The organism is Priestia megaterium (assembly GCF_046599315.1).
GTDB lineage: Bacteria > Bacillota > Bacilli > Bacillales > Bacillaceae_H > Priestia > Priestia megaterium_F.
The window spans coordinates 169,727-183,397 of the sequence record NZ_JBKIKC010000003.1; the positions used below are offsets into that span (position 1 = coordinate 169,727).

Consider the following 13,671-nt stretch of genomic DNA (forward strand, 5'->3'; position numbering starts at 1 on the left):
AAATATTTCGTGTTTATTTTTCCAATATGTCTATTAAATTACAAAAATATTATATGTATAAATATGCTGGAATTTAAAGAGAAAGTAAAGGGCCTTTTTCGCTATAAAAATACCTTTTTATTCAAAAAAACGAAATTTACTGCGTTTTTTGTATCTTTATCAGTAGCTAAAGAAAGATTTGTACTTATTTTTTTGTGTCGAATGATCTAATAAAAAAAGAGGACAAGTAAAAAAGTCCTCTTTTTGGTAACGGTGTAACACATTTTATAATTTTTTTATTCGTGTCTGTAGGCAAGAAGCTCTTGTAGTTCTTTATTAGAAAGTTCTGTTACCCATTGATCTCCTTGGATGAGTTCATCATTTAGATGTTGTTTTTGATTAATAACTTCCTCAATTTTTTCTTCAATTGTTCCTCTTGTGATAAATTTATGAACATGAACAAATTTATTCTGTCCAATTCGATGGGCACGATCGGTTGCTTGATTTTCAACAGCTGGGTTCCACCATCGGTCAAAGTGAATAACGTGATTTGCAGCTGTTAAATTCAATCCAGTTCCACCTGCGCGAAGAGAGAGAATAAAGATGGCTTTTTTCCTTGCTTGGAATTGAGCAACCATTTGATCTCTTTGTTCTTTTGACAAACTTCCGTGAAGGAATAAAACTGGTTCGTTAATTTCTTTTTCTAAGGTTCTTTGTAGCATGAGCCCTGTTTCAATATACTGAGTAAAGATTAAACAGCTTTCTTGCTGTGTGCGAATGCTTTCTACGAGCTCAATGATTTTTTCATTTTTATGAGATCGCCGCACCGTTTGTTTAGCTGCACTCTCTTTTAAGTAAAGAGCTGGATGATTGCATAATAATTTTAATTTATTTAGTGTTTGCAAAATCAGGCCTTTTCGTTCGAATCCTGTTTTTTGCTCTGCTTCTTGAAGCATTGCTTGAACTAGTTCCTGATAAAGTGAAGCTTGTTCCGCTGTCAGCGGAATGTATTCTTTTTGTTCTTGTTTATCAGGCAGTGAGCGGGCGATGTTTTTATCTTGTTTTGTTCTTCTCAATAAGAAAGGCTGAATGAGTGATTTAAGCTCAACAGTTCGTTCTGGTTTCTCGCCTTTTTCAATGCCGGATACAAATCGGTTTTTAAATGAATTGATGGTTCCTAAGTAACCTGGATTGATGAATTCAAATAATGACCATAGTTCCAACAGGCGGTTTTCAATCGGAGTACCAGTCAGCGCAATTTTGTGTCTTCCTTGCAGCTGCCGGATAGCTCTTGCTTGTTTAGTTTGCGGGTTTTTAATGTGCTGCGCTTCGTCTAAGGAAATGCTGCTCCACGTAAATCCTTTCAACAATTCAACATCCAAAAGGGCAACTTGATACGTCGTAATCACAACGTCAGTGCTTTCACATATCTTCTCAAATGCTTCTCCGTTGGCTCTTTTTGGCCCGTAATGAACATGAACACGAAGAGAAGGGGCAAACTTCTGGAATTCTTTTTCCCAGTTTCCAATTAAAGAAGTTGGACAAACGATAAGAGAAGGAGAGCTATGTGACTGATGAATGTTTGTTAAATAACTAATTAATTGAATGGTTTTACCTAGTCCCATGTCATCTGCTAGACATCCTCCTAAGTTAAACTTTCTCAAAAACATGAGCCAATTTAACCCTTGCTGCTGGTAAGGTCTTAATGTACCTTTAAATGAAGAAGGAGGCAGCACTTTCGGCAGCTGTTTTAAATCCGTTAGGGATGTAATAAATGATTGAAAGGAAGCGGGGACCTGGAACTCAACTTTTATCTCTTCTTCTTCAGTTTTACCATCTGCCATGTAGGTTAGCTTCGTTTTTAAAATTTCATGGATAGATACCCCTTTTTTACTAGCTTCTTTAACAATTTTCTGCGCTTGTTTAATTAATCTAGAATCCAGGCGAATCCACTGCCCATTAATAGATAATAATCTGCGTTTTTGTTCGACTAATTTCCGAAACTCTTCTTCTGAAAAGGTCTGATCACCAATAGAAAATGACCAGCGGAAGCTGCTGATAGCTTGTTTACCAAATAAGGTAGATGAAGTACTTTCGATGGCACCAGATACTTTTATAGTGGCTTTTTTTAATGATTCCCACCAGCTCGGCAGATGGATAGATACCCCTTGTTTGATTAATGCTGCACTATCTTGAGTTAGAAATTCCCATACTTCTTCATCTGTTAGGACAGACTGAATAAATGCTCCTTTTTGGTATAAAGTAGGAGCCAGTGCTTTCCATCGTTCGTGTTCGTAAGCGATATATGATTCATAGTGATTCCACTCTTTAGGAAGGGTTCTTCCCAGTGTAAAAGGTTCTTTTGCTTCATCGTGGGGAATCACGAATGTTTGAGCTGTCCACACATCTCCATCAGTCGTCGGCTCTACAATACGCAGTGAAAGATCAAAGGGAGGATTATAGACCTCGCCTTCTATACTTATTAAAAAGTCTTTTCCTTCTTTTTTTAATAAGCTCTCTTTAATTTGTGTTCTCCACTCTTGTTCAGCAGCCTGCGAAAGCAATTCAGTCATTTGTTTTTTAAAAGGAACGGAATGAAATTTCCCTTGGATAATCCTTTTGGTCATATCGATTGCAACTTGTTGATAAGCTTCTGCTGAAGTGGAGAAAGTGGGTTTCAACACATGCTGTTGAATAGGCGATTGTATGAAAGTGAACATTTGCCATGCAGAAAGAAGAATTCCTTTTTTTCCGTTAATCTCAACCTGTGTAACTTCACTCCCGTAATAGGTCTGTTCATGCCATAGAAACAGCGCATCTTTCCATGTATCAGGGAGCAAAATTTGGCCGCTAGGCGATACACAGTAGAGAAAAAAGTCATCGTGTACAGGTTCGACTTCAAGTGTTAAATGAAACAAATCAAACATTCAGTAAATCTCCTTTTTCTAAAAGTTGTTGAAACGCGCGCTGCTTCTTCGTTTTTAACGTTAATTCTTCTATATAATGTTCCCACAGTAGAGAGCGATTCATTTGTAGATAAAGTCTCTTCAATTCTTGTAAGTAGATATAGGCTTCTTGATAACTGCTTTTCTTTTTTTCGTCAATTAGCTTGGAAATCATTTGATGATAAAGAGGGATAACCATCTTTTCATCTTTTCTTTTTAAGGCTTCTATCGTTTGTTCGTCATATTTGATGCTGTCATATTGAAGAAGCACTTGTAATTCAACCCACTTTTTCAATTGGTCAGAAGCATATAGAAAATCACTATATTCAATAAAACTATAAGGAAGAAGCGTTTGTAATGCTTCGGTATACAAAGTTTGATCTTTCGTTAAGTCTTTATAGTACCGAAATAAATTTAAAATCATGGAGACCATGTTTCGGCTTCCTTGATAAGTAGTAGGAACGGTGCGTACGTAATCTCCTATATAGGCCATTATATAAGTGCCCCACTGAGCAAAGCGGTCAGTTTCTTTTTCGTGCAATAAATCATTTAACCAAGGGATAAGATAGGGAATCATTTGTAATGTTTCACCGCTCAAATGTTCTTTTGCTTCTCTATCTTTTTCTTGAAGGAATAAAAGATAGGAAAGAGCTGTATTATTTATAAAAGAATCATGCTTGGTTTTTAATTCGCTTTCTTCAGTTTTTCGCCATCTTTCTAACGTGAAAACTTTTTGCCAAATAACGCGATAAATCTCAATACGTTCATATTGTAAAGGCATATCTTTATGTAATAACTCTCGGATGTACGAAATACTGTCCTCTATAATAGATAATGCTTCCCCATCGTATTTCTTTTGTTTTAACAAATCAGCGTTATCATAAATTTCATTTGTTATCTTGTAGACGTGACTATATACGAAGGATTCTTCGATGTTGGTAGAAAGCTGCTGAGTCTGTAATTGAGCTGATAGTTTATAGAATGTATGAACCGCTCCATACATACAAAATAAAGCATAAAGCAATGGATGCTCAGGAGCCTTTTTCACTAAAGCACGATAATAGTACTGATAATACTCATGATAAATGGAAAGGTCGTTTTCGTTTCGTCCCTGCATAAAAAGCATATACTGCTCCTCAAAAGTTTGTCGCCACTCTTGAAAGGTTGCCTGCGGCTTTTTTAACACTTGTTTTGCGGACAACATAGTCAAAGCTGCTTTTTCATGGTTTCTCCATTCTTTGAATAGGGGCGCAAGCGGTTCTATTAATGAATACATATAAAAAAACGCTGCAAAGGAGTGTTCACAAAATCCGTTATGCTGACAAGAACAAGTACTTTCAGGGAGAAACTGCTTGTTGAGTTCAACATAAAACGAATCGATTTTAACGTTTAATATCTGTTCATCATTATGCAAAATGAAGAATGAATGGGTACGGTAAAGGTCTAGTCCTGTTTGAGCATTTGTACGATGGCGTGCATCACTGTACGGGAAATGATGTATAAATTGGCGCTGTAAGTGATTTGAAAACGAACTCATAATCCCATTCCTTTCTATACATAAATAAGGCATAAATTATATTTATAAGCGATTAATTTTCTTTTCATTATAAATGATAAAAATAGAATTATACAAAATCTTTTGTTATGATAAAGCAGAATCCAACATGATTCTTTACAAAAAGAAATAGATTCAACATGACTTTATGTACATACTCAATCGAAGACTTACTATACTATAACCAATAAGCACGATTGACATTGACAGGAGGAAAAGTAAGTGAAAATTCGTAAAGCTATTATTCCAGCAGCTGGATTAGGGACGCGCTTTTTGCCAGCTACAAAAGCACAGCCTAAAGAAATGCTGCCAATTGTAGATAAACCAACGATTCAGTACATTGTGGAAGAAGCTGTAGCATCAGGTATTGAAGATATTTTAATTGTAAGCGGTCGCGGAAAACGAGCAATCGAGGATCATTTTGATAAATCATATGAGCTAGAAGAAACATTAGCGGCAAAGGAAAAATGGGACATGCTTGAAGAAGTGCAGGGTATTTCGAGTTTGGCTAATGTTCACTATATTCGTCAAAAGGAACCTAAAGGATTAGGTCATGCTATCCACTGTGCAAGAAGCTTTATCGGAGATGAACCTTTTGCTGTTATGCTAGGTGATGATGTGGTTCAATCAGAAACACCTTGCTTGAAACAGTTAATGGACGTATACGAAAAATATGAATGCGCTGTAGTTGGTGTACAGGAGGTGCCTAGGAAAGAAACCTCGAAGTATGGGATTGTAGGTCCAAAAGGAGAGCCTCTTGAAAAAGGATTATTAGACGTAGAAACACTTGTTGAAAAACCTAATCCAGAAGATGCACCTTCAGGCTATGCAATTATGGGACGCTATATTTTAACACCGGAAATTTTTGATATCTTAAGCAGAGAAGAGATTGGCGCGGGAGGAGAAATTCAATTAACGGATGCTATCTTACGTCTGAATGAATTTCAACGTGTTCTTGCTTATTATTTCGAAGGAAAACGTTATGATGTCGGAGATAAATTTGGGTTTATTAAAGCAACAATTGATTTCGCCTTACAGAGAGAGCCCCTTCGAGAAGAGTTAGTAAGCTATTTCAGGGAAATTATTGAAAAAGAAGGACATATGTAAAAGTATATTTACTATTGGAACTATTGGGAATCATGGAGATTTTCAATAGTTCTTTTCGGTTAGAGCCAGTTGTGTAAAACATGGTTATATCGTTTATTGATGAATTATCATAAAATGTTACATAATAATAAGTAAAAGAAATTATTTCATGTTTTTATATAAATGCTATCATGAAATGACATTTTTCGATATAATATCAGATAGGTTTTATTTATTAAGCATGTCATATAAAGGAGATTTTCTGCAATGACAAAGAAATTGTGTGTAGTTGGTTTAGGATATATTGGTTTACCAACAGCTGTTATGTTTGCCAATCACGGCTTATATGTACATGGTGTTGACGTAAATGAAAAAGCAGTAGAATTAATTAAAAATAAGCAACTTCATATAGAAGAAAACGGCTTACAAGAACGTTTAGAATCAGCAGTTGACAACGGCCACTTCACGGTAGGCACAATGGCTGAAGAGGCGGATATTTTTATTATTGCTGTACCATCACCAATTAATGAAGATAAAACGGCGAACTTGAACTATGTTCGAGAAGCGACAAAATCGATTGTTCCTTACGTTCGTAAAGGAAATTTAGTTATTTTAGAATCCACGGTTCCTCCGCGTACAGTAGAAGATGTTATGCTACCTGTACTAAAAGAAACTGGTTTAGAATTAGGCAGTGAGTTATTTGTTTCTCACTCACCTGAACGCGTTATTCCGGGAAAAGTGTTTGAGGAACTAGTAAATAATGACCGCATTGTCGGTGGTATTAACGAAGAGTCTAGTCGTTTGACTGTTGAGCTTTATAAAACATTTGTAAAAGGAAATATTCACGTAACGGATGCTACAACAGCTGAAATGGTGAAAGTAATCGAAAACACATATCGTGATGTGAACATTGCTTTTGCAAATGAGCTGGCGAAAATTAGTGAAAAGATTGGTGTGAATGCGTGGGAAGCGATTAAATTAGCGAACTATCATCCACGTGTAAACATCCACTTGCCAGGTCCTGGTGTAGGGGGCCACTGTATTGCTGTTGACCCTTGGTTCCTAACAGAGCTTCAGCCAGAACTTGCAAAAATTATTTCTCTTTCTCGTCATACAAATGATTCAATGCCTGAATATACAGCATTAAAAACGAAAAGCCTACTAGATGAAAAGGGTATTCAGCATGGACGTGTAGCTGTTTTAGGTTTAGCTTTTAAAGGAAATATTGACGATATGCGTGAAAGTCCATCAACAGATGTACTTCATCATTTAGAAAAGCTAGGCGTTGATTACACAGCATTTGATCCTCATATCAAAGAAAATAAAATCGAACGTCAGACGCAAAGTTTGGATAAGGCTGTTGCGCATGCGGACGTGATTCTTATTTTAACAGATCATAATGAGTTCAAAGAGCTTCTTCCATCAGCTGTTGAAAATCATATGCGTACAAAGGTTATTTTTGATACAAAAAACTGCATTCAGCGTGATCAATGGAAAGCAGCAGGCTTTGACGTAGTGTTACTTGGTGATTCAAAAGTTTCTACTTTATAAAAAGACGGGCTGAACAGCCTGTCTTTCGTTTGTAAAAAACTAAAAAATCAACATACGGGTGATTTAATGAAGGAAAACATCTTAGGAATAGACGTTTGTAGCGACACGTACGATGAGCTAGCGGTAAAGTTACTTCAGGATATAGATAAAGGCCGAAAATCATTTATTGTAGCAATCAACCCTGAAAAAATTATGAAAGCACAAGAAGACCGGGAATTAAAGTTACTGTTAAACCAGGCAACTTATCAAATTCCAGATGGAATTGGTGTGATTTTAGCTTCAAAGCTCAAAAAGGGACGTATTCGTGAGCGTGTAACGGGTATTGATATGATGCTGAAGCTTTGTAAAGAAGCAACGAATAACGGTAAAAAAATCTTTTTATACGGAGCCAAGCCTGGAATTGCAGATGAAGCTAAAGTTAAGCTAGAAGAGATGTTTCCAGGAATTTTAATTGTTGGAACGTTAAATGGCTACGAAAAAAATGAAGAAGTCATTGAACGTACGATTAATGATTCAGGAGCAGAAATTGTGTTTGTCGCTTTAGGCAGTCCAGCCCAAGAAAATTGGATTATTGCTCATAAAGAGAAACTCAATCCTTCTGTTTATCAAGGTGTAGGGGGCTCGTTCGATGTTATTTCAGGGCGTTTGAACCGGGCGCCTGCTGTTTTTCAAAAGTTTGGTTTAGAGTGGCTTTATCGACTGTTAAAAGAACCATGGAGATGGAAGCGGCAGTTAGAATTACCTAAGTTTCTTCTTCGAGTATTAAGAGGTTAAAAAAAGCATGCGGATTATGTCCGCATGCTTTTTACTTTTAGATATCTTCTTTCTTATTTTGTTGTTTAATTTCATCCGTTAGTTCGTGCAAGCTTTGTCGAACATTTCCTTTTCCAGAAAAGTTCTCAATCAATTCCTTCACATCTATACCCGAGGATGCTTTCAGCGATTCTTGAAGAGAAGACATTAAGTTTGTTGCATAGCCAGTCACTTTATTAGCTCCGCTGTTTTCGCCGTTGCTTCCTGTATCCACAACCGTAATTTTGTCGATATTTGCTAAAGGACTCGCAACTTGCTTTGCATATTCAGGAAGCATTTTAATAATCATATCTAAAATAGCCGCTTGGCCGAACTGCTCGAATGCTTCCGCAACTTTTTGTTTAGCCTCTGCTTCCGCTAAACCTTTTAAGCGAATAATCTCAGCTTCAGATTCACCTTGGGCACGCTGAGCGTCAGCTTTTGCTAAACCATCAATCCGAACGCGTTCAGCTTCAGCTTTAGCCATTGCTTCAATTCGATATTTATTGGCATCTGCTTCAGCAAGCTGTTTAGCTTTTTCAGCTTCTGCAGATTGTTCGACAGAGTAACGATCTGCATCTGCTTTCTTTTTCACTTCAGAATCGTATTGACGCTCACGACGAAGAATTTCTTTTTCTTCTAATTCAATTTGTTTCTGACGTTCAATAATGCGAATTTGCATTTCTTGTTCTGTTACATCTTGCTTGGCACGAGCTGTTTCTAAATCATATGCTTGGTCTGCGCGAGCTTTGGCAATATCTTGTTCGCGACGATATTCCGCGGTTTTTAATTGATTCATCTTTTCAGCTTCCGCGATTTCTGTATTTCGCTCAAGCTCCGCTTTTTGAGCATCTTTATGGGCCTCGGCACGCTTGATTCTTGTTTCTTTTTCCGCTTCAGCTGTTGCAATGTCAGCATCTCGCTTAACTTGGGCAATACGTGGTTTCCCTAGCGATTCTAAATAGCCGTTCTTATCTCGAACGTCTTTAATCGTAAACGATACAATAATTAACCCCATTTTAGCTAGATCTTGTGAAGCTACACGCTGTACTTCTTGAGAGAATTTTTCACGGTTTTTATAAATTTCTTCTACCGTCATAGAACCAAGAATCGAGCGAAGGTGACCTTCTAAGACTTCTCTTGCTTCGGTTTCACGGTCCTCTTTTGCTTTGCCTAAAAATTGCTCAGCGGCTGTTGCAATTTCTGAAATAGAACCCCCAATTTTGATAATTGATACACCATCAGCCATAACAGGAACCCCTTGTTCTGTGTATACTTCAGGTGTAGATACTTCCAGTTTGCTTGACAGCAAGCTCAGAGGTTCAGCCTGCTGGAAAACTGGCAGTACAAATGTACCGCCGCCGCGAACAATTTTAATGCGGTTTCCGGATTCATCGACGTGCACATTTTTATTTCCTAGATAGCTTCCTGTTACAATTAACGCTTCATCCGGACCTGCTGTACGGTATTTTGTAATAAATACGGCAATCAGCGCAATTAATAAAAAAACAACAATTCCAACGACAACTAATATAGGTGTTGAAAACATAAAACTCCCCCTAATACTATTTATAATGAGTGATTGTTCATAACTTCTTCATAAATCACAACGAGTGCGTTGCCACTTTGTATATCTACAACAAGTACTTTGCTGCCTAAAGGTATAGCTGTGTTTTTAAAGCTGGCGGCGGGTTTGGAGATGATACCACTAACTCCTTCAATAAATACTTCCCCGTAACCATCTGCAGGGACGGAAGTAATAATGGTGCCAAGTCTTCCTTTTAACGAATCTTCAGTAAAAGCAAGAGATTCTTCAGCCGATGATAAAGGAATTAATATGAAAACGTTGAGCAAAATAACGAGTAGAAGAGCAATAATAGCGGAAATCGAAATAATCCAATAATTTTGCAATGATGTATAGGTAAACAAATATCCACTGGCACTAAAGAATGTTAAAAAAGAAAAAATGAGAGTGGGGTTAAAAAAAGGTATCGCTTCAGACAATCCATCTAACAAATCGTTAAATAAAATGTATAAGAAGGTTAGACTTCCGCAGATGATTAATCCATACAAATATATTGTTTGAACAGATAAACCGAACATAGTTCATTCAACACCCCCTTTATGTAAGATGATTGATGCTGTTTCTACTATGTATTACGAGTCATATCAAAAAAGGTTTCAATTTTTTGATAAAATTCCTTTTTTTGTTTAATTCTGTCTCTATCCATTTCACTATATTTTAACTTTTAAATGATATAAGGTAAGGACAAAGATTCAGTGGATGTTGTTTAAAGTATTGGACATGCATAGGACAAAAGTTTGTTCATATAATGAGTGTGGCCATGTAGAATAAAAATAAAGGTTTAAATATACTTAATAAAAAGGAAAAAGAGTTAAAGATGACGAATAAATTAGACGAAAAGGGGGAGTTCGCTTATATTTTAATAAAGTATAGTAAAGAAAGCGTTGTACATAAAGCAATCACATAAAGATAAAGTAAATCAGCTGTTTATATACCAAAAAATACAGTTCTTCTCTATTAATAGTTTGTAAATGTGCTAATTTTTGAGAATAAATTTCTATTTAAGTAGTAGAATCATTGTGATATAATCCATTTTGGGAATAAGTAAGTAATTATTGTCATACGCAATTTGAAATACTATCCAATTATATAAAATTGGATACATTTTTTATGGTTTTGGTTAACATAAACCTGAGGAGGGTCTCCATGCTATATTTGACCTTGTTTATTTGTTTTATTACATCTATTCTGATCACTCCGCTGGTTAAGAAGCTGGCGTTTAAAATAGGTGCAACGGATAAACCAAATCAACGAAAAGTTCATCAAAAAATTATGCCTCGCCTTGGAGGTTTGGCGATATTTTTTAGTTTTCTTATTGGCTACCTCGTTTTACAGCCTGACAGTAAATATGCGCTGCCAATTTTAATCGGAAGCATCATTATCATTATTACCGGTGTATTAGATGATATGGTTGAGCTATCCGCTAAAATCAAATTAGGCGGTCAGCTAGTAGCGACATTAATTGTGGTTGTATATGGTGAAGTCCAAATTGACTTTATTAACTTGCCGTTTGGCGGAAAATTAGAATTCGGAATGTTAAGTATTCCAATTACAGTATTATGGATTGTAGGAATTACCAACGCTATTAATTTAATTGATGGATTGGATGGATTAGCTGCCGGCGTTTCCTCTATCGTATTAATTACCATTTCGGGTATGGCTATTATGATGGGCAACGTGTTTGTTACAAGCATAGGTTTCATCGTATTGGGAAGCACGCTCGGATTTTTGTTTTACAACTTTCATCCCGCTAAGATTTTCATGGGTGATACAGGCGCACTATTTTTGGGCTATATGATTTCTGTATTGTCTCTGTTAGGATTTAAAAATGTAGCGGTCATTTCCTTCATTGTTCCAGTTATTATTTTAGGGGTACCAATTTCAGATACGTTCTTTGCTATTATTCGCCGAATCGTAAAAAATCAACCGCTATCGGCTCCTGATAAATCTCATTTGCATCATTGTTTGCTGCGCTTAGGATACAGCCATAGACAAACGGTTTTAATTATTTATGGAATGAGTGCGATATTTGGTTTAGCGGCAGTTATCTTCTCAAAGGTACAAACAATGTGGGGTTCTTTTCTTGTACTGGCTATCCTCCTTGTAGCGATTGAAATTATCGTTGAAAAGATAGGGCTAGTTGATAAGACATATAGGCCAATTCTCAATATGGTTCGTGGGCTGCGTTTAAAAAATTAATCAAAAAGACCTCTTGGATATCCAAGAGGTCTTTTTGATTATTCTGTTGTATCTGAAGTTGATTCAATGCCTAAATGCTTGCGGAGCTTTTCACTTACTTTTTCTACTGAATCATTGTCTAGTTTGAAGTAGTAAACGCCGTTAATTTTTTCATCGCTACCGTTTAAGTTAATGGTTTCGATGTCTACTTTTTTCGAAGCATAATCGTAAAATGAAAGCATTTCACCAAACATTAAGTTCGTTTTCATATTATCGCCAACAGCTTCGATAAGGTTGCCATATTTGTTTAGTGATCCAATGGATGCAGCTTTTTTAATCATGGCTTCGATCAGTTGCTGTTGTCTTTTTCCTCGCTCAATATCGTTGTCTTGTTTTCGTGTTCGAGCAACAGCTAATGCTTCTTCACCGTTTAAATGTTGTTTTCCTGGTTTTAAGACAATAGCATTATGACGGTCTTTTGAATCTTTTTCACTCATCGCATAAGGTACATCAAAATCGATGCCGCCAAGGGAGTCTACAATGTCTGTGAAAGCTTTGAAATTCACTTTAACATAGTAATCAACAGGGACATTAAATAGCTGTTCTACCGTTTCCACAGTTGCTTTTGGACCACCGTACGCATGTGCATGTGTAATTTTATCTTTTTTGTTCACTTCAGGTATATAAACCCGTGAATCTCGAGGTATGCTTACAAGCTTTACGGTTTTGTTTGTCTCATTAAAAGTTGCCAAAATTAAAGCATCTGTACGAGCTGATTTTCCGAATTTCCTGGTTTCACTATCATCCACACCCATAAATAAAATGGATATATCATCCTTTTTCGGATCGATTTTACGATCGCGCATAGGAGAATTATCGCGATCTCCGAGTCCTTCATAAGAGTCAGAAGCTACTGTTTTAGCTTTAACAAATAAATAAGAGCCATAAGCGGTTGCAGAAAGCCCTAAAATAAGGATAGGTAACAGAAAAAATGTAAAAAGCCTTCGTTTTCTTTTCCGTTTGTTTACTCTTTTTTGAAAACGTCTATATTGAGCCATACGGTTTCTCCTTTTATTCGTATATTCGAACACTTATTGTGACACTTAGTATGTGTTATAAATTGGAATGTATGAATCAAACTCGTCAAAGCTACGCATCTGTACGAGATTTTTACTCATTGACAAGTAGCGCAACCATCAGAATAGTTGCGCTATTTATCAATTGTACAATGTTTTTTAATAAGAGTAAATAATTCATTCTACATCTTCTTCTAAATAGGTCGTCTCACCTGCGCGAATATCTGCTTGTCCGTTTGTTAGCTCAGTCATCCATTCACTAAATGCTTCCGTTTGAGCTTCCTCTACAAATGTTTCAATTTCTACCATATCTGCGTAGTGGATTTCTTTTAATAGATAAACGGAACTTCGAAGCTCATTCTCTAATTTTCCAAGCCATGTATAGTCAACGTTTGTATGCATAACCGCCATGAGAGTTCGTTTGACTATACCTAATTCATTTAGCGCTTCTGAAACGGATTTCCCATACGCGCGCACTAAGCCACCTGCGCCTAATTTAATACCTCCGAAATAGCGTGTAACAACGACAACCGTATCTTTTAGGCCTCTCTTTTTGAGCACTTCTAACATTGGTACGCCTGCTGTTCCGCTTGGCTCTCCATCATCGTTTGCTTTTTGAAATTGATCTCGTTCTCCAATTAGGTAAGCTGAACAGTTATGAGTAGCATTCCAGTGCTGTTTTTTAATGTTTTGAATAAATTGCTGAGCTTCTTCCTCAGTTGTTACACGTTTCATATGACAAATGAATCTAGATTTTTGGATAGTGATTTCATGTGAACCTTCTTGTTTTACGGTATAATATTGTGATAACAATCAAAAAATCCTCCTTAGCATTATAAATAGAAGAAAAACGGGTATTTACGTACTGTTTACTTGCTATTAGTATAAAATGTTTATGAAAAGACATCAATTAATCAAATTCAA

10 protein-coding genes are annotated in these 13,671 nt (G+C 36.4%); 4 read left to right on the forward strand and 6 right to left on the reverse strand.

All coding sequences use genetic code 11. The features are described 5' to 3' along the window. Positions 1–275: 275 nt before the first annotated feature. Both ACLHDF_RS11905 and ACLHDF_RS11910 read right to left on the reverse strand, forming a co-directional pair. Positions 276–2,906, reverse strand: a complete 2,631-nt coding sequence (locus tag ACLHDF_RS11905) for a DEAD/DEAH box helicase (protein ID WP_413919041.1) — start codon at positions 2,904–2,906, stop codon at positions 276–278. Then, positions 2,899–4,461, reverse strand: coding sequence for a replication initiation protein (locus tag ACLHDF_RS11910; protein ID WP_413919042.1), 1,563 nt, complete (start codon positions 4,459–4,461; stop codon positions 2,899–2,901). The genes ACLHDF_RS11905 and ACLHDF_RS11910 overlap by 8 nt, the downstream gene beginning before the upstream one ends. A gap of 240 nt (positions 4,462–4,701) precedes the next feature. On the opposite strand from ACLHDF_RS11910, the gene galU reads away from it, so the two are divergent. The 3 genes from galU (at position 4,702) to ACLHDF_RS11925 (ending at position 7,890) form a co-directional block, all read left to right on the forward strand. Next, entirely contained in the window at positions 4,702–5,586 is an 885-nt protein-coding gene (gene galU, locus ACLHDF_RS11915; RefSeq protein WP_413919043.1) for a UTP--glucose-1-phosphate uridylyltransferase GalU, read from the forward strand. A gap of 246 nt (positions 5,587–5,832) precedes the next feature. Next, complete coding sequence (locus ACLHDF_RS11920; protein ID WP_413919044.1) at positions 5,833–7,116, forward strand: nucleotide sugar dehydrogenase; 1,284 nt, start codon at positions 5,833–5,835, stop codon at positions 7,114–7,116. A 66-nt stretch (positions 7,117–7,182) separates the two neighbouring features. Further along, positions 7,183–7,890: a WecB/TagA/CpsF family glycosyltransferase gene (locus ACLHDF_RS11925; protein WP_413919045.1), complete on the forward strand. Its 708-nt coding sequence runs from the start codon at positions 7,183–7,185 to the stop codon at positions 7,888–7,890. A 37-nt stretch (positions 7,891–7,927) separates the two neighbouring features. Here the strand turns inward: ACLHDF_RS11925 and ACLHDF_RS11930 are convergent, their stop codons facing one another. Next, entirely contained in the window at positions 7,928–9,457 is a 1,530-nt protein-coding gene (locus ACLHDF_RS11930; protein WP_028412004.1) for a flotillin family protein, read from the reverse strand. A 20-nt stretch (positions 9,458–9,477) separates the two neighbouring features. Continuing rightward, positions 9,478–10,011: a hypothetical protein gene (locus tag ACLHDF_RS11935; RefSeq protein WP_413919046.1), complete on the reverse strand. Its 534-nt coding sequence runs from the start codon at positions 10,009–10,011 to the stop codon at positions 9,478–9,480. Between the two features lie 628 nt (positions 10,012–10,639). Here ACLHDF_RS11935 and ACLHDF_RS11940 point away from each other — a divergent pair. Then, positions 10,640–11,692, forward strand: a complete 1,053-nt coding sequence (locus ACLHDF_RS11940) for a glycosyltransferase family 4 protein (protein WP_413919047.1) — start codon at positions 10,640–10,642, stop codon at positions 11,690–11,692. A 38-nt stretch (positions 11,693–11,730) separates the two neighbouring features. On the opposite strand, the gene ACLHDF_RS11945 is transcribed toward ACLHDF_RS11940, so the two are convergent. Continuing rightward, on the reverse strand, positions 11,731–12,729 hold the full coding sequence (locus tag ACLHDF_RS11945) for an LCP family protein (RefSeq protein WP_413919048.1): 999 nt from the start codon (positions 12,727–12,729) through the stop codon (positions 11,731–11,733). A 195-nt stretch (positions 12,730–12,924) separates the two neighbouring features. Then, a complete protein-coding gene (locus tag ACLHDF_RS11950; RefSeq protein WP_413919049.1) occupies positions 12,925–13,560 on the reverse strand; it encodes a YigZ family protein in 636 nt (211 codons plus the stop codon). Positions 13,561–13,671 lie beyond the last annotated feature (111 nt).